Source organism: Flavivirga abyssicola, from assembly GCF_030540775.2.
GTDB lineage: Bacteria > Bacteroidota > Bacteroidia > Flavobacteriales > Flavobacteriaceae > Flavivirga > Flavivirga abyssicola.
In genome coordinates, this window is record NZ_CP141266.1 from 875,627 (window position 1) to 893,826 (window position 18,200).

Annotated in this window: 17 protein-coding genes; 5 read left to right on the top strand and 12 right to left on the bottom strand. The window is 31.6% G+C overall.

Annotation, left to right across the window (positions count from 1 at the left end; genetic code table 11):
* Window positions 1–4: 4 nt before the first annotated feature.
* Both Q4Q34_RS03455 and Q4Q34_RS03460 read right to left on the bottom strand, forming a co-directional pair.
* Complete coding sequence (locus tag Q4Q34_RS03455; RefSeq protein ID WP_303319100.1) at window positions 5–763, bottom strand: hypothetical protein; 759 nt, start codon at window positions 761–763, stop codon at window positions 5–7.
* A gap of 44 nt (window positions 764–807) precedes the next feature.
* A complete protein-coding gene (locus Q4Q34_RS03460) occupies window positions 808–966 on the bottom strand; it encodes a YqaE/Pmp3 family membrane protein (protein ID WP_135878136.1) in 159 nt (52 codons plus the stop codon).
* 255 nt (window positions 967–1,221) lie between these two features.
* Between Q4Q34_RS03460 and lysS the strand changes: the two genes are divergently transcribed.
* Window positions 1,222–2,913 carry a lysine--tRNA ligase gene (gene lysS, locus Q4Q34_RS03465; protein ID WP_303319101.1) on the top strand — a complete coding sequence of 564 codons (1,692 nt, stop codon included), beginning with the start codon at window positions 1,222–1,224 and terminating at the stop codon, window positions 2,911–2,913.
* A gap of 322 nt (window positions 2,914–3,235) precedes the next feature.
* On the opposite strand, the gene Q4Q34_RS03470 is transcribed toward lysS, so the two are convergent.
* Window positions 3,236–3,556 (bottom strand): hypothetical protein, encoded by a 321-nt coding sequence (locus Q4Q34_RS03470; RefSeq protein WP_303319102.1) that lies wholly within the window; start codon window positions 3,554–3,556, stop codon window positions 3,236–3,238.
* Window positions 3,557–3,844: 288 nt separating this feature from the next.
* On the opposite strand from Q4Q34_RS03470, the gene Q4Q34_RS03475 reads away from it, so the two are divergent.
* Entirely contained in the window at window positions 3,845–6,322 is a 2,478-nt protein-coding gene (locus Q4Q34_RS03475; protein ID WP_303319103.1) for a TonB-dependent receptor, read from the top strand.
* A 241-nt stretch (window positions 6,323–6,563) separates the two neighbouring features.
* Here the strand turns inward: Q4Q34_RS03475 and Q4Q34_RS03480 are convergent, their stop codons facing one another.
* The 7 genes from Q4Q34_RS03480 to yiaA form a co-directional block, all read right to left on the bottom strand.
* Window positions 6,564–7,388 (bottom strand): alpha/beta hydrolase, encoded by an 825-nt coding sequence (locus Q4Q34_RS03480; protein WP_303319104.1) that lies wholly within the window; start codon window positions 7,386–7,388, stop codon window positions 6,564–6,566.
* Window positions 7,348–8,226, bottom strand: a complete 879-nt coding sequence (locus Q4Q34_RS03485) for an alpha/beta hydrolase (protein WP_303319105.1) — start codon at window positions 8,224–8,226, stop codon at window positions 7,348–7,350. The genes Q4Q34_RS03480 and Q4Q34_RS03485 overlap by 41 nt, the downstream gene beginning before the upstream one ends.
* 64 nt (window positions 8,227–8,290) lie before the next feature.
* Complete coding sequence (locus Q4Q34_RS03490; protein ID WP_303319106.1) at window positions 8,291–8,863, bottom strand: GDYXXLXY domain-containing protein; 573 nt, start codon at window positions 8,861–8,863, stop codon at window positions 8,291–8,293.
* A gap of 10 nt (window positions 8,864–8,873) precedes the next feature.
* Window positions 8,874–9,524 carry a DUF2459 domain-containing protein gene (locus Q4Q34_RS03495; RefSeq protein WP_303319107.1) on the bottom strand — a complete coding sequence of 217 codons (651 nt, stop codon included), beginning with the start codon at window positions 9,522–9,524 and terminating at the stop codon, window positions 8,874–8,876.
* The gene (locus tag Q4Q34_RS03500) at window positions 9,521–10,804 is read right to left on the bottom strand and encodes a DUF2157 domain-containing protein (RefSeq protein ID WP_303319108.1); all 1,284 of its coding nucleotides are present in this window, start codon (window positions 10,802–10,804) and stop codon (window positions 9,521–9,523) included. Before Q4Q34_RS03500 ends, Q4Q34_RS03495 begins: the two co-directional genes overlap by 4 nt.
* A 4-nt stretch (window positions 10,805–10,808) precedes the next feature.
* Entirely contained in the window at window positions 10,809–11,504 is a 696-nt protein-coding gene (locus Q4Q34_RS03505; protein WP_303319109.1) for a CPBP family intramembrane glutamic endopeptidase, read from the bottom strand.
* A 454-nt stretch (window positions 11,505–11,958) separates the two neighbouring features.
* Window positions 11,959–12,441 carry an inner membrane protein YiaA gene (gene yiaA, locus Q4Q34_RS03510; RefSeq protein ID WP_135878147.1) on the bottom strand — a complete coding sequence of 161 codons (483 nt, stop codon included), beginning with the start codon at window positions 12,439–12,441 and terminating at the stop codon, window positions 11,959–11,961.
* A 155-nt stretch (window positions 12,442–12,596) separates the two neighbouring features.
* On the opposite strand from yiaA, the gene Q4Q34_RS03515 reads away from it, so the two are divergent.
* The 3 genes from Q4Q34_RS03515 to Q4Q34_RS03525 all read left to right on the top strand — a co-directional run bounded on the left by Q4Q34_RS03515 (window position 12,597) and on the right by Q4Q34_RS03525 (window position 15,926).
* Window positions 12,597–14,117 (top strand): hypothetical protein, encoded by a 1,521-nt coding sequence (locus Q4Q34_RS03515; RefSeq protein ID WP_303319110.1) that lies wholly within the window; start codon window positions 12,597–12,599, stop codon window positions 14,115–14,117.
* 35 nt (window positions 14,118–14,152) lie between these two features.
* Window positions 14,153–15,364 (top strand): hypothetical protein, encoded by a 1,212-nt coding sequence (locus tag Q4Q34_RS03520; RefSeq protein WP_303319111.1) that lies wholly within the window; start codon window positions 14,153–14,155, stop codon window positions 15,362–15,364.
* A 112-nt stretch (window positions 15,365–15,476) separates the two neighbouring features.
* Window positions 15,477–15,926, top strand: a complete 450-nt coding sequence (locus Q4Q34_RS03525) for a hypothetical protein (protein WP_303319112.1) — start codon at window positions 15,477–15,479, stop codon at window positions 15,924–15,926.
* A gap of 170 nt (window positions 15,927–16,096) precedes the next feature.
* On the opposite strand, the gene hemL is transcribed toward Q4Q34_RS03525, so the two are convergent.
* Together hemL and Q4Q34_RS03535 are read right to left on the bottom strand one after the other, a co-directional pair.
* Window positions 16,097–17,383, bottom strand: a complete 1,287-nt coding sequence (hemL, locus tag Q4Q34_RS03530) for a glutamate-1-semialdehyde 2,1-aminomutase (protein ID WP_303319113.1) — start codon at window positions 17,381–17,383, stop codon at window positions 16,097–16,099.
* Between the two features lie 19 nt (window positions 17,384–17,402).
* Complete coding sequence (locus Q4Q34_RS03535; RefSeq protein ID WP_303319150.1) at window positions 17,403–18,200, bottom strand: glucosaminidase domain-containing protein; 798 nt, start codon at window positions 18,198–18,200, stop codon at window positions 17,403–17,405.

The window sequence follows — 18,200 nt, forward strand, 5'->3', positions numbered from 1 at the left end:
AATACTAATCCTCTAATACAACATCTACATTTAAAGCTTCGGGATTTGATAAATATTCCATAAAACCAAACTCTACGGTAAAGCTTTTTCTATCGGCACTAAACAAGGCCTTTTCGTTTGAAACCGATTTGATTGGCTTAGGGAAATGATAATTTAATTTATACATGGAAGATCCAAACATAACTGCCATCTCTCCCAAACTATCCGTTACCTTTTTATAAGCTTCTTTATCAACTATTTTAGCAACCCGCTTGAATGTTTTTCCATTAAAATCATACTCTAACGTCGTACTCTTATCCAATCCTGGGGATGAAAATGGATTAGCAGGACTATTAGATTGCCCTCCTTTTTTTTCTTTTTCCAAGTCGCTAAAACTATTCATTGCCTTAAACATATCCTGAAGTTCACTTACTTCTTTAAAATCTGTAAACATATCAAACTTCATTTCCGAAGTTTTCGGATTCATAACCATATGCATGCTAAATGGCTCTAAATTCTTTAATTTTTTTTGTTCTTCTTCTGATAATTTAGAAATACTATCGCGTTTTGCATCAAATAATTCTTTAAAACTAAAGGTTGAATCTATTGCTTCTTCATTAGTTTCCCCCATTTTATCTCCTGCCATTTGCATAAGCTGGGTGCCGTCAAAAGAAAATTCCATTTTACCAGACCCATCATCATTTATATAAATGTTTTCAGAAAACTGACAACTGGTAAAACTGATGGAAATAATAAGTACGATAAGTGTGTATAACCTGTTCATTTGATTAAGTTTTGGGTTTTAATTCAAGAAACAAAGATACACTTTTATCTATTGGGATTGTTAATAATAACTAATGCAGCAATAACACCGGGCACCCAACCGCAAAGCCATAATAAAAAGACAATAAAAATGGAACCACACCCTTTATCAATAACTGCTAAAGGTGGGCAAATAATAGACAGTAAAACTCTCCAGAAACTCATACTTTGATTTATTTTAATACTGAGATAACTCAGTTATAGATTGATGATTAATTGTTTGACGTTATCGTTTCTAATTTGTTACAATTTATGTTAAATATCGTTAAGAAAAATGCTTTTATCTTGTGCTTCACAGAAAGATTGCAACCCGTGGTTTATCAACTAAGATGCCTCCGAAAAAAATCGTAAATCAATCATCGTAAATCGTAAATCAAATGATTATCTTTGTGCCTTTAAAATTCACACAGTATTTAGAATATGTCGCAATTATCAGAGCAAGAGCTTGTAAGAAGAGAAAAGTTAGCAAAATTACGTGCATTAGGTATTAATCCATACCCTGCAGATTTATATCCTGTAAACCATACCTCAAAACAGGTAAAAGACCAATTTGAAAATGGTAAACAGGTTGTTATTGCTGGTAGATTAATGATGATAAAAGTGCAGGGAAAAGCAAGTTTTGCACAATTACAAGATGCCGAAGGAAAAATACAGGTATATTTTAATCGTGATGAAATTTGCCCTGGAGAAGACAAAGAAAAATACAACGAAGTTTTTAAAAAACTTATTGATTTTGGTGATTTTATTGGTGTTGAAGGCGAATTATTTACAACACAAGTGGGAGAAAAAACAGTTAAAGTCAAGGATTTTACTTTACTGAGCAAAGCTTTAAAACCACTACCATTACCAAAGGAAAAAGATGGTGTCGTATATGACGCTTTCACAGACCCCGAGCAACGTTACAGACAGCGTTATGCAGATTTGGTAGTGAATCCACACGTAAAAGATGTTTTTGTAAAGCGCACCAAATTGTTTAATGCCATGCGTCAGTTTTTTAATGACTCTGGTTACTTTGAAGTTGAAACACCCGTATTACAGCCAATACCTGGAGGCGCAGCTGCACGCCCTTTTATAACGCATCATAATGCTTTAGATATTCCATTGTACATGCGAATTGCCAATGAATTATATTTAAAAAGATTAATTGTTGGTGGTTTTGATGGTGTCTATGAGTTTTCTAAAAACTTTAGAAACGAAGGCATGGACAGAACGCATAATCCCGAGTTTACAGCTATGGAAATTTATGTAGCTTATAAAGACTACAACTGGATGATGGATTTTTGTGAACGTTTATTAGAACATTGTGCTATGGCCGTAAACGGAACAACCAAAGCCACTTTTGGCGATCATGAAATAGACTTCAAAGCTCCATATGCCCGTGTAACAATGGCTGATTCTATTAAACATTTTACAGGGTTTGATATTACTGGAAAAACCGAAGATGACATTAGACAAGCAGCTAAAGACTTAGGTATTGAAGTGGATGATACTATGGGGAAAGGTAAATTGATTGACGAAATTTTTGGCGAAAAATGTGAAGGCAACTACATACAACCTACCTATATAACAGACTATCCAAAAGAAATGAGTCCTTTATGTAAAGAACATAGAGAAAACCCTGATTTAACGGAACGTTTTGAGCTCATGGTTTGTGGTAAAGAAATTGCTAACGCCTATTCTGAGCTTAACGATCCTATTGACCAACGCGAACGTTTTGAACACCAACTTAAACTAGCGGCTAAAGGCGATGATGAAGCTACAGAATTTATAGACCATGACTTTTTACGTGCTTTAGAATACGGTATGCCGCCAACATCTGGTATGGGAATTGGTATGGATAGATTGATTATGTTTTTAACTAATAACCAATCTATACAAGAGGTTTTATTCTTCCCGCAAATGAGACCCGAAAAGAAAGCACCTGCTATTAGTGAAGAAGGAAAAGCACTTCTAGATTTGCTAAAAAAAGCAGAGCGTTTTGCTCTTAACGATCTTAAATCACAGTCTGGTTTATCTAATAAAAAATGGGATAAAACTATTAAAGAATTAACTAAAAATAGTTTAGCCAAGGTTGAAAAAACGGATGATGGCCTCTTTGTTGAAATGGTTTAACTTGAACTCATCCTGACTTTTTCTATTTCCTGAAAAATGGCTAAAATTCGCCCATATTTTGTTACTTTTTTTATGCTTAGCACTACTATGCTTTGCAAAAAATGCCTCATCTGAACAAATTTTATCTCATTTTCGGTTAAAAACAAAAAGTCAAGATGAGTTCTATTATACCGAATTCATATAAAACAAAAAGCCAGTAATTTTTACATTACTGGCTTTTTAACTAACTAACCAAACTAACAACTTAAACTAACTATAAATTTATATCAATCTCTTCTTTAATTTCAATAAGCACAATAGAATTCTAATCTAAATCTCCTTTTCATTTTAGAGGATTAAAGTTTCTTGGCAGAAAACCTTCTGTATCAAAACCAAGCTCTACCTCCTCTTCAACTTTGTAAATTTCTACAACGCTCCAATCTATGTCATGTAGCCCTTTTAAAGGGTTGAAATTTTCTGGCAAATATGCTTTGGTATCAAAACCAATTTCTATTTCCTCATCTATTTCATAAACTTCAATACTACTAACATCCAAATAATGTTCTTCGCATGTTGGTTGCTTTAAACCATCTGTGTTTCCGTTGGTGATAGCTGTTGTGTTTAACGTAAACAACAAGCTAAAAATAAAGGCTAATCTTATCATATTTTTATATTTTTTTGTCATTTTCATATTGCAAAATTGGCATGTTTTTTGATCATAATTGCTTTGATTTAGAAACTTTTAACATTAATAATTACGGCTTTAACTTTTTTTAATAAAAAGAATAATAATATGTTAATTTTTTAAGGATTCTAAAAGCTAAAAACAATCTTTTAATCAATTAAACCAAACGATTATCTTTTAGTCTAACCTTAAAATTATTTTACCAGTTACTATTAAAAATTGTAGCTATATTTATAAATTAAAAAACAAACCCCTCTTACACTAAATATGATTAAAAAACTTGTAATCTGCATCACCGTCATTACACTTTTTTCTTTTACAATTACTAACAACTTTAGAGAATTAGTGATAGAAAAACTTCAGAATTACATAGGTGACTATCCTGAAAAAGTATATGTACAAACAGACAAACCTTACTATGCTACAGGAGAAGATATTTGGTATACGGCCTATTTAGTTAATGGTATTGATCATAAAAGATCGGATAAAAGTCGGGTTATTTATGTAGAATTAATTAACGAAAAAGATAGTATTGTTTCTAAAAAACAACTGTACACAAAGGATATTAGTGTTCCGGGCGACTTCAAAATAAAAAAGGAATGGGCTCCGGGAAATTATATGCTAAGAGCGTATACCAATTATATGCGAAATAAAGATGCCGATTACTTTTTTCAGAAACAGATTCCTATTTGGAATTTAGCAGTAAACGATAGTTTAAACAACACGGTAGTTGATTTAGAGACCCCCCAGCCCCCCTTATTAGAAAAAGAGTTAGTTGAAAAACCTGAAATTAACTTTTATCCAGAAAGTGGTTATTTAATTAACGGATTAAATTCTAAAGTAGCACTTAAAGTTAAAGACAAACAAAATAGAGATATAATTGTTAAAGGCAATATTAAAGATTCTGATGGCACTACAATTTGCCCATTTGAAACTTTTGAGTTTGGTTTAGGCTATATAACCATTACACCTGAAGCGAACAAAAGTTATTATGCGAGTGTAATTATTAACAATCAGGAAATAAAATACCCTTTACCAAAAGCGCTTCCACAAGGCTACCATTTAAGCATTGTAAACAATGGTCATCAAATTATTCTAAAAGCCACTGCCAATGTAGGTTTAGGTTTAAAAAATTCCTTTTTGGTGGCACATCAAAGAGGTAAGCTCTTTTTTGAAAAACTGGAAACTGAAAATAAAAACACCTATACTATAAAATTAAACACAAACAATTTACAAGACGGTGTAGCTAGTTTCACCTTATTTGATAATAGCGGAAAACCTGTTTGTGAACGTTTGGTATATGTAAACAACCCGGTAAATGATATAAACATTAATGTTAGCAAAAACAAAACAGTTTATAAAACCAGAGATAAAGTTACTATTCAAATTGACTTAGCAGATAAAAATGGGAATCAGGCTCTCGGGAATTTATCAATGTCTGTAAGTGACTTAGATGCTGTTGGACAAAATTCTAAGAGTGAAAATATTAAAACATATCTTTTATTGAATTCCGATTTAAGAGGAAACATTGAAAATCCCGGTTATTTCTTTGAAAAAGAAAACGACCTAAAAAGACATTATTTATTAGATTTGGTTATGCTTACGCATGGCTGGAGACGTTTTACATGGAATCATATCTTGTATAATGCAGCAACAGAAAAGGCAAGCTTTAAACCAGAAACAGGAATTTATATTTCAGGACGTACAACGGCCTTAAAAGGAGCCAAGCAGTCGTTTTCTGCTGCTACCAGAATTACTTTTATGGGGAGTGATCCCTATCAGGACAAAAAACAATCAAATGCTAACGGGATATTCAAATACGGCCCTTTTATTTTTAATGATTCCATTCCCACACTTATTGAAGCACGTGTTAAAGATTTTAAATCGGATGACAATAGAAAAAACCGATTTGTTAATATCCTTCTGGAAGACGATTTTAATAATAGCCCAAAAGTTTCGCGAAATACACTTTTAAAACCAAATGTAAATGACAAGCGTAAAATAACCAATTTTATAAAGCAATCTCAATCCATTACAAAAATAGAAGCTGAATTTGAAGAATCCGCAAGAGTGCTTGATGAAGTCGTTATTACAGCACAACGAAAATCGGAACGAGAAAAAAGAAACGAACTATTAAATGAGAGAACCGATTATGGATTTCCATCAAACAGAATAGATTTAAATGATTACCCTAATAGTGAATCATTAACTATTTTTGATTTATTAGCTATGGTTCCCGGAGTAAACGTTAATAATGATTCTATCTCCATAAGAAATGGGGGAACTCCTCGTATTTTTTTAGATGGAATGCCCGTTGAAATAACCGATATTTCCTATATAAATGGTAGTGAAATTGAGTTTATAGATATATTAAAAGGAGCAGATGCCGCCTTTTTTAGTAATAGTGGAAATGGTGTTATTGCTATACATTCCAAAACCGGAGCCGGCATTAGAAATATAAATGTTAAACGTAAACCAGGAATTATAGATTTTAAAGCTGTAGGGTTTTATACAGCACGGGAGTTTTATGCTCCAGATCATTTAAATGGTTTTGATGAGGCTATTAAGCGAGATATTAGAACCACTTTACATTGGGAGCCCAAAATAAAACTTACCAGAGATGCTAGTAAATCTGAAGTTTCTTTCTTTACGAGCGATACTCGAAGTAATTACGCTATTAAGATTGAAGGAGTAACTGAAACCGGAATTCCCGTATACCATTTAACAACACTTGAAGTAGATTAACGTGAGTTCAAGTAATCACAATTATTACTTACAACCGACTAATATTCAGGAAAATGTCTCCTCGAGCGCAGTCGAGAGGTTCTTAAATGACTTCAAATTTCAATAGGTCTCGACTTCAGTTTATACTGAGTACTTCGACTGCGCTCAGTATAAACTATAGCCGAAGTACTCGACCTGACAACACATTAAACATCTAAAAATCAAAATGTTACAAAAATATTACATAGAAACTCACGTTAGATTAAGGTAATAATTTTGCCATTTGATTGTGATAGGCTTTAAAATGATTTAAATTAGTATGTCTCCCGCCTTCAATTTCTATAAACGTTGCCAACGCTTTAGGAGCGTCACTAAAAAGCCTTTTACCCGATTTAAAAGAGATAACAAAATCGTCGGTTCCATGAAATATTGAAATTGGACATTTCACATTAGAAATATACTTAAAACTAGGAAACTTGTATTTTAACATCCCTTTTGTCGGATATATAGGAAACCTACGGTTCGCAACATCTTCAATACTATGGTAAGGCGCTTCTAAGATAAGTTGTTGAGGGTTGTTTTCTGAAGCTAAAAAGGTAGCTATACCTGTTCCAATAGAACGTCCATATAGTATAATATCCGATTCATCATAATGCGCTTTCAAATAATTATAACAATATTGAGCATCATTATAAAACGCTCCTTCGCTTAATACGCCAGTGCTTTTCCCATACCCCCTGTAATCCATAATTAAAACCTCATACCCCTTTTCTATAAAATACCCTGAAATTTTCTCTAAACGAGGTAAATTGCTTCCATTTCCATGGAAGTATAAAATAACTCCTTTAGGGGTTTTTACTTTAAAATGAATAGCATTAATAACCGCATCTTTTTCAGTTTTAAAAAATAATTCTTCAAAAGGATATGAAAACGTATACGTATAATCTTGAGGCAACTCCATTTTATAAAACAGCATTTTTTCCTGTGTAAAATAGATTAAGGCTCCAACCAGAATATATAAGCTTATTAAAATAATACCTACTTTTTTAAATCTTCGTATTACTTTTCTTTGACGTATGTTTGACATGTATACTTGTAGTTGATAAATCTATTTCTTCGGGAACTCTATTTAGAATTTCATGAATCATTTTATGATAGGATTCAAAGTTATTTAAATTTTTATGTCCACCACCAATTACCGAATACAACTTGGTTAACTTCGGGTTTACAAGAGACAATCTAACGCTTGTTTTATAAGGAATAAGTTTATCGTTCGTGCCGTGTATAATATGTATGGGGCATTGCACATATTTTAACCATTTATAAGTTGGTAAGGGATATTTTAATAAAATAGACAAAGGCATAAAAGGCGCATAACGCGCAGTCACTTTGGTTAAACTGTAATAAGGTGCATCCATAATAAGCATTTTTGGTTGGTTCATCGAAGCTAATTTAGCTGCAAATCCAGAACCTAAAGACCTCCCGTAAAGTATAATTCTATCTTCGGTTGTGAGTTCTTTTATCTTATCATAAACTTTTTGTAAATCGCGTTTAATAGCTTTTTGTGAACGTCTCCCTGTGCTTTTTCCAAAACCTCGGTAATCGACCATTAAAACATTATAACCATGTCTGGTAAAATCGACGGCAAACTTTCCCCATCCTTTAATACTTTTAGAATTTCCCTTTAAATATAATACAACTCCCTTACTCTCTCCTTTAGGAAAAAAACGAACGCCATTAATTATTGCACCATCCCTTGTTTCTAAATTATACTCCTTAAATTCCTGATTTTCATAATTAAACTGAAAATCTTTAGGAAGCTTTTCAGGTTTAAACAACATATAGTCCTGTAGGTAATACAAAGCAATACTTATTACAATATAAGCGACAAAAACAAGTATAGTAATGTTTAACCAATTAGGCATAGAAGTGGTTTAAGCTTTTTTGTTAAAAAGCGTTATTACACTAAGATACAATAAATGGAGTTAATTATTCCGAGTCGTCTTTTTCTACGTAATCCTTAATAGATATGTTATCAATTATAACATCATTTAAAACCGTTTCCCCATCCTTAATATAAACTAACGCATGTGTATTATTTGGTAGAGAATCTCGTTGCCTATTCCTAACGGCCACTTCAGCATCATACGCTTTTGTTTCTTCCATATAATAACGATTAAAAGGGAGTTCTATACTTAATTCATTTGAGTAATTTGAATACCATCTTACTTTAGCCTTAATATAGTCATTACTATTATTTGAAATTAAAGCTCTATTAACAGTATCAATTTTAGCAAAACCTAGGCTATCTTCAACTAAATAAACATAAATAGCTTCATTTCGTTGCCATAAAGAATCATTTGTTTTATATCTATTCATCTCATAATTAAGATTTATATATTTCCCCTTAAATGGATCTGTAGGATCAACAGGTTGTGTTTTAAACTTATATACTGTCCCCTTTTCCAAAATTGCCTCCTGATTAAAGATCATTTGAAAAGGAACAAACAACTGCACCAGCACTACAACTATAAATATTATGAATATATGTATTGTTTTCATTTTTGTTTTTTTAGTCTGTATATTTATTAATTAACCCAAAATCGAATGGCGTCCAATAACAACTTTTTAAACCGCTGGTTTTAAATGCGGAATTAACCCAGGTATTACATGTTTTAAAGCATGAATAACTTCCATTTGCTCTATAAAATTCATCATTAGTAGAATACCCTTTACCTTTTAAAATTATTTTTTCACCGCTATCATCTAGTTTAAAAGATTCTGACAAGTAATGATTCAAAGTTTTCAACTGTTCTTTAGTAACATTTACAGCAACCCAATTGGGGCGCTTCCTAAAATACATTGTTAAATGAATTAAGGAGTTACCTTTAAGAAACAAAGCTCCAAAAGCATTTTTAAACGTTAAATCGTTCCATGTAGGCGTGTTTAGGTAAAAGTTTTCGTCTCCCCAACCAAAAGACAAATATTGTGCTTCATCTTCAACATCTAATCCAAGAATTAATTTTTCATCTAATTGATGTACAGGAAAAATAACATTTAAATGAACACCATTTGTATTAAGGTATATCGTATTTACTGCATGTACTTTATCAACGGTTTTATTTACTGTAATGAAAGTTAATAGCAAGGATGCAACGATATAACCTGCAGGGATCATTGATAAATACAAAATAAGTCTGATTATTTTTTTTAAGGATTTCATAGTTTTCTTTTTAAGGTCTTTTGTTTTTTCAACATGACATAATTGGTTAAAAAGAAACCTACTCCAACACCAACAAATAATAATCCTCTTAGTACAAAGCTCATATTTGTATCAAAAAAACGACAGGCAATTAGTATTGTAATAATTAATAAACCATAATTTAAAACTCCAAAATGAAATGTATCTGCTCCAATTTTAACAGCCATAATTCCTAATGTTAAAACAAGTAGATTTATTAGTACCACAGAGGTTTCCATAGTAACTAAGCTAATCATAAAAAAACCTATGAAAAATAGAAAAGCATATTGAAAAAGGTTAAAATCTCGAATCCATTTTTTTGAATATGAATAAACCACTACTGTGAGTGTTAAACAAAAAAGCACTATGGTTATATAAAATGCTTGCGAATTAAAATTCAATCTATTTTCATAAATATCTTCCCATAACCATTTAAAACTAGTCAACATGAGCATATAAATGGTTCCTAATGAACCTAAAACCAAATAACCATTTCGTCTTAATTTTTGATTATTAAAGAACGGCATTTTACCTATGTTATATAGCAATCCGAATAAAAGCACATAAATTAAAAAACCAAAATTACCATCACCTCTTACAAAAGCGCCTATCACAATTACAGTACTTAAGGGCAGAAGCCAATTTAAAACTGAGGTTATATTATGTAACTTTTTTTGTTTTAATAGCTTATAATAGTGTGGTAATAGTGAGGCCAATAATACCAAATATAGCCAAGGTGTTTTATGCTCTGTGAAATACCCAAAACTACATGCATAGCTTGTTATAAAAATAATTTGCAAAAGAACTAGAGCATGCGATCTTAGAAGGTAAATCAATGGTAAGCATAACAAAATCCATGTTAGCAAGTAATCACTTAAATCCCCTGGAATATTGTAAATCTGACTCACTAAAGCAATGCTTGCGCCAACTGCGAAAAACAGAAATACGCCTGAAGCCTCTTTCCAGATAGCATTTTTATTTTTTAAGATGGAATACCCTACAATGATTTGTCCAATGACTAAAGGCATAAAAGCAAAAATTGTTTTTGTTGTCCTTGAAAAATCATCCCAATTATGAGCCAATATTAATATCATACCAAGCCCTACTAATGTAGAACCTAATACAGCAAAAACGGTAAATAACCTATTTGGTGAATCGTGATGTTTTGACTGATAATAGGATACTATTTTCGAGGCTGTGTCTTCGGTTATAACTTGTTCTGCGACAAGTTCGTTTATATCTTTTTGAATTTTTGAATTCATTTTTTTAATTTAAAAATATTAAAAATACATCTTGAAAAGGGTCTTGGTTAACTACAATATAATAAAACAAAGCACCTAACCACCCATGAAATATTCCCATCACATATATGTTTTTTACTTTTAAATATACATAACCATAAAATAATGCCAGAATAAATGTTCCTATCATGAGCCACATAGATGGAAAATGCACTATAGAAAACAAAACAGAAGTTATAACTATAATTAAACTTTTACTTAGTTTTTTACTATTTAGATCGTTTAAATTCCCAGCAACTAAACCTATAATTAAAAACTGTTGTACGCTCCCCCAAATAGGATATGTAATTAAAAGTGGCAAAATATGCCATGTTAGTTTGATTGTATTTTGAAAATACCCTATCCCAAAAATCAACATGAGCGAAACCATGCTAAAAGGTATCATTAATTTTAATGCCTTCTTAAAATTATCAGTTCTAAACCCCCAATATTTAATAACGCCTTTTTCTATTTTATATCTAAAAAAGATATACAAAAACCATGATATCATTGCAATAACAACAAAAGGCAACCTCCAATTGAGATAATCCATAAAAACAAACTTCCCCAATGCTGTTATAACGACACCTAATATCTCAAATACTCTCGTTTTATTTGAAATAGGTCTTTTTAATTTGGTTTCCGAAAACGCTATTAAATCTTTAGTGAGGTTTGGTCTCATTTTAAAGCTAAGTTTAATAATTAAAATCTGGACGATAGCCAACTACTCCATGTTAAGAGCATAGTAATTAATGAGATCACCATTGTAAAAAAGGTATAAGCTTTTATTTTAAATTTTACTCTAAAAAACCTTTTCAAAGCCAGATACAATAATACAGGTTGGATCAGCACACAGGGAATAGTAAACATTTCTTGCATAACCCCAAGAAGTACAAAGCTTAGTTTTGTATAAGCATGATTTAGGTAAATCGCCATTAAAAATGATGATGTTATTACACTTATATAAAAAATAGTCTTATCTGCTTTTAACAACTTATTGGTTTTTATTATTTTTTTCCATAATTATAGTTTTTAAAACCTCGCAGCATATCACTGCGAGGCCTTGGGTTATCTAACTAACCAACCATCAAAACAACCCTTTATAATTTCTGTTTTGACTAACTAACATATTTAATCTATTTCTCTTCCTCAGTACTTCGGTTAATAAACTGTACATCTCTTGTATTTTTCTGCACTGCAATAGCAGAAAATAGACTTAACAAAAATGACATGCCGTAAAACCCTTTTTCACTTAAAAGCAAATCAGCATTCCATAACCCTATAACTAGTAGTACAATAGAAGTCACTGTTGTAAACCAACTAATCCCATAGTAAATTTCTGTAACTGGAATGTCTTCTAATTTATCTCGCACGGCTTTTTGTACAGATATCACTGAGAACAATCCGAAAAGAAGAATTGTAAAATAATAGCCCTTTTCATTTAATAACATCTCCGCATTCCACAAACCAATGCAATATGACGTGATCCCAATTAACAAAGCAGACCACGAAGCTCCTATAAAAGCTGGTGTTGGTTTTTGATCGTAAATCTTCTTTTCTTTTTTGGTTTTTGTTTCTTTTGATTTTTCTTCAACTGAAACTGATGTTTGATAATTCATAATTATTGTTTTAATGATTTGATTACGAAACAAAATTGCAACACTTGCCTGATACATGAAATACAATGTTTAAATAAAACTGACGATATAATTTCATAAAATAAATCATATTTTACTATATTTATTAATATTTAAATTAAAAAACTGACGATTTAATGAGTAATTTAAATGATATTATATCTACTTTTTCTTCTGAAGACCAACATCGATTTACAGCCTATTTAGACAAAAAGAATAAACGTAGTGATGCCAAAAACATTCAATTATTCAATTATTTACTAAATGATAATTTAGATTCTAACGAGATTTGTTTAAAGCTCTACGGAAGCCTTAAAAAAGATGCCTATCACGCTTTAAGAAAACGCTTATATCAATCCATCATTGATTTTATTGCAAACAACAGCATTCAAGAAGAAAATTCTATAGATATGCAAATTATTAAGTACATCTTAGCTTCAAGATCATTTCTATACCATAAGCAATATAAAGTTGCGTACAAAGTTCTAGACAAAGCCGAAGTATTAGCTTCAGAGCATTACTTATTCCCGCTACTTAATGAAATTTATCATACCAAAATTCAATACGCATACACAAACCCTTCTATTTCAATTAATGAGCTTATCTCAAAATTTAAGGCAAATCAAAAAAATCATCAATTAGAAGACCAGCTTAACATGGTCTATGCAAAAATTAAACACACATTAAATAATATTACTTACAAAGGGGATGTTATTGATTTTCAAACGGTTTTAAATCAAACTTTGCAAGAACACAATATTAGCATTAACGAGTCTATGTCTTTTAAGTCTTTATATCAATTAACAACAATTGCTAGTATTTCGGCTTTTGTGACTAAAGATTATTTACAAATAGAACCTTTTTTAATAAACACCTACAATATTATAATCACTCATAAAAACAAAGAGAAACAACCCTTCTATCACATTGAAATTATATACCAGATAGCCAACACCTTATTTAGAAACAAAAAATTTAATGCGTCTTTTCGTTATTTGGAATCCATGCACAAACACATGCTTTTAAAACAGAAAAAATACTATACCGCTTATAAGTTAAAATATAATTTACTGATAGCACTGAACCATAACTATTCAAACAAACAGAGTATAGCAATAGAAACATTGGAACCTCTAATAACGACTAAACACCCCGACACAGAATCATTATTAGATATCTATTTGAGTCTCATTATGTTTTATTTTCAGAAAAATGATTTAAAAAAAACGCATACACTCTTTTCTAAATTTTATCATACAGACCATTGGTACACAGAAAAAGCCGGAAAAGAATGGGTCATAAAAAAGAATTTAATAGAAATTTTACTCCATATAGACCTTAAAAATATTGATTTAGTAGAATCTCGACTTCTTAGTTTTAAAAGGAATTATTATGATTATTTAAAAAGTATTAATCAACAGCGTGTTATTACATATTTAGGCTTTGTTGAATCTTATTATAAAACTCCAGAAGCAGTTACTTCAACCAAATTTAAAAACACTGTATCACAATCTTTCGATTGGATTGACATCCATAAAGAGGACATTTTTGTAATAAGTTTTTATAGTTGGCTGAAAGGTAAGATGAATAATGAAGACCTATACACAACTACTTTGAACTTAATAACACAATCTCAGCAAGAATTAACAAATACATAACAATTCATTTTTTAAACTTTAACTATTTTTATATAATGCTAAAAAGGGGGCTTTTTATTGTTTTTTGCATCTATAATCATTTTGTTGTCGCCCAACAAAAAGATAGCTTAACAATAAAAAATGGTATTGATAATCCCAGCCTTTTAACGACACACCATTTTGGTATTTTTAGTTCCAGGATTAACACCAACTTTAAACTCGCTCCTCCAAAAAAACCAGTACTCACTATAAGTTCTATAAGTGGAAACTCCTTTCACCCTTTAGTTGAAGGATACTTTCCAAAAGACCCAAGAGTCCGAGAAGAACAAAGCAAACTTATTTGGTATGATAGAAATTTCAATTTCATTGATCAAGAAATAACTCCTGCCGATTATTTAAACATTGTTATAGACGCCGTTATTAAAGAATTTAGACTAAGCATAAATATTCCATTAAGTAAAAAACACGAACTAGGAGTTACGTTACGATCTTATTTAATAACGAAAGGCAAATACCCGTTTTCGCTTTTTACTGGCGACGAAACTATTGAATGGTTTCATAGCAATATCCACGGTGGAGAAGACCCATTTGGAAGGCGTTATTATGGCTTAAACCAAGTTAACTTTAGATATTTTGACAGGAACGGAAACGCGCTGGAGTTAAATAATAATGATTTTTTTATAGGGGGTATCGAATTAAGCCATTTTTATTACCCAACGTTTTCAACGAGTAAAAATATATTTATCAATTTTGGAAGCCATTTAGGCATTAACACCTCTAAATTTAATTCATCTCTAGATTTTGGTCTTTCTGCTAACGTTATTAAAAGAATCTCGTTTAAAAACAACTACGAGTTTAATATAGGCATTGGGGGAAATGTTTTACGTAAAAACCTCATCGACTTTAAGGAAGTTATCGATTTAGGCAATAATCCTTTTTTGGCAACCGCCGAAGGAAATCTCGAAATAACCAAGTACACGAAAAAGGGTAATTATAATTCATTAGGCATAAACTATCAACTCCAATCTCGTTACAATAAAAAAGAAGAGAGAAATTACTATAGACTTTTAGGAAACTGGGAAGAAATAAACGGTGGCTGGCATCATGGTATAGCAACGTTATATAAAGCACAGTCTAATTGGTCTTTTATATACACTTACGGCCGGTCTAACTATATACTATCTTTATTTTTCAAAGAAGATTTTTTGGTAAATAATGCTCCAGATTTTCAAACTGGTCTTTCTTTAAAAATCCCTGTGTTTAAATAATTAACTTCATTATACCTTTTGTCATTGTTAATGTTAGGTTAAAATCTAAACGTATTTTAAACCTTTTAAAAAAGACGCAGTCCAACTTGCAAATAATCTAAAAGACTTAAAAATGAGAAAATTAATAGTAATTGCTATAGCACTAATATCTATTCAGGCTATAGCGCAAACCGAAAGAAGAGACCGACCTGAAAGAGCACAAAAAATGAGTAATCTTTCTACCGAAGAAATGGCTACTTTAAGAACAAAAAAAATGACTTTGTTTTTAGATTTAAACGAATCGCAACAAAAAGAGGTTCATAAAATAAATCTGGAAAATGCGACTTTACACAAAACAATGATGGAAGAACGTAAAGCTAAAAAAACAAAAGGAACTGCTCAAAGACCTACTAAAGAAGAACGCCTTAAAATGGCAAATGCCAAATTAGACCGTAAAATTGCCATAAAAGCTAAGATGAAAAAGATATTAGACAAAGAGCAATATGCCAAATGGGAAAAAGCACAGTCAAAAATGGCTAACAAAAGAAAAGATAAAAAGCGTGATATGAATAGAAAAAAATAAATTTAGTTGATTGATTTGGTTTGATTGTTAAAAGAGGCTGGCTAAAAAATGTCATTCAGAATGAAATGAAGAATCTCTATGAATCATAATCTTTTGATTTGTATCTTAATAAGATTCTTCGCTACGCTCTGAATGACAAAACAGATTACTGTTTTAAATAGCCTCTTTTTTCATAAAGTTTTTACAACCGAATTCACGGCAGCTATAGTAAAATCTAAATCTTCATAAGTTAAGGCATCCGTAATAAACCATGTTTCGAAAGCACTTGGTGCAATATAAACACCCTCATTTAACATCCCATGAAAGAATGTCTTAAATGTATCGTTATTTCCTTTTGCAGATGTTTCAAAATCTACAACTTCCGAATCATCAAAGTGAACCGAAATCATAGAACCAACTCTGTTTACAGTATGAACTACATTGTTATCATTTAAAACTTTAGAAATTCCTTTATGTAGATATGCTGTTTTTTCAGCTAAACGATTAAAAATATTGGTATCATTATTTAATTCATTTAACATTGCTAAACCAGCAGCCATAGCCAAAGGATTACCGCTTAAAGTCCCTGCTTGATAAACGGGGCCTAATGGCGCTAAATGATTCATAATCTCATTCCTAGCAGCAAATGCTCCAACAGGTAAACCACCTCCAATTACTTTTCCGAAGCAAACAATATCCGCATCAATACCAAACAATTCTTGTGCACCACCTTTTGCTAAACGGAACCCAGTCATAACCTCATCAAAAATCAGTAATACATTATGTGTATCGCACAAGTCTCTTAAAGCTTTTAAAAAACCGTCTTTAGGTGGAATACACCCCATATTTCCAGCTACGGGCTCTATAATAATGCAAGCGACCTCATCTTTATTCGCTTCAATTAATTGTCTTACATTTTCAATGTCATTGTAACGAGCCAATAATGTATCTTTAGCGGTTCCTTCTGTAACTCCAGGACTATTAGGTGTTCCGAAAGTAATAGCACCACTGCCTGCTTGTATTAAGAACGAATCACTATGTCCGTGGTAACAGCCCGCAAATTTTATAATTTTATCTTTTCCCGTAAAGCCACGCGCTAAACGCACCGCACTCATACATGCTTCTGTACCAGAGTTTACAAATCGTATTTTATCAATATTAGGCACCATTGAAACTGCTAACTCTGCTATTTGAGTTTCAATTTCTGTTGGCATTCCAAACGATGTTCCTTTTTTTGCTTTTTCTACTACGGCATTTACAACAGGGGCATATACATGCCCTAAAATCATCGGACCCCAAGAATTAATATAATCTATTAATCGGTTATCATCTTCGTCATACAGATAAGCTCCTTTTGCTTCTTTTACAAAAATAGGAGTCCCTCCAACTGCTTTGAATGCTCTTACTGGCGAATTTACACCTCCCGGTATAACCTTTTCTGCTTCTGTAAATAGCGAGCTACTTCTCTTATAGTTCATTAATTTATTGATTGATTATTTATGGTTTTACAACTAATACCTGCCCTATACTTAAGGCGGTATCGTTTAATCCGTTTAATTTTTGAAGGTCATTAACCGTAACATTATATTTCCTTGAAATAGAATATAACGTATCTCCTTTAGCAACAGTGTATGTAATAGTTTCAGACTCTGAAGTCGTTGGCATTTCAAATCCCTCATGGGAATCAACCAATACGCCCTTATCTAGATTGTACAATTCATAACGCTCAATGATGCTAATTAATTTTTGAGGATACTTTTTATCGGTAGCATAACCTGCAGCTCTTAATTCTCTCGCCCAGCCTTTATAATCTCCTTTTTTTAATTTGAAAAGCTTCGCATAGCGCTTTCTATCTTTCAAGAAGAGCGAATGATCCCTAAATGAATACTTAGCATCTTTGTATTTTCTAAAACATTCTTGTGCTCTATCATCATCATGATAAATTTTGGCTCCAGTCCAACCATGGCATTTAATGCCAAAATGATTATTGGCTTTTACAGAAAGACGTCCTTTACCAGAACCCGATTCAAGAATCCCTTGAGCTAATGTGATACTTGCTGGGATACCATACAAATCCATTTCGTGCTGAGCTATTTCTTGATAAACATCAATGTATTTCTCCGTAGCATTCGCATAGACCTTAGTTGAAGTTTTAGGCGTTTTTTTTGTTTCTTCTTTATTATCACCTATTACTACTGTAGTTGTATTAGGCTTTTTTGCAACTATTGCTTTTTTAGAACGGCAACTAAAAAGGAAACATCCTAAACATAATATTAATGCTATTTTACTTAGTAT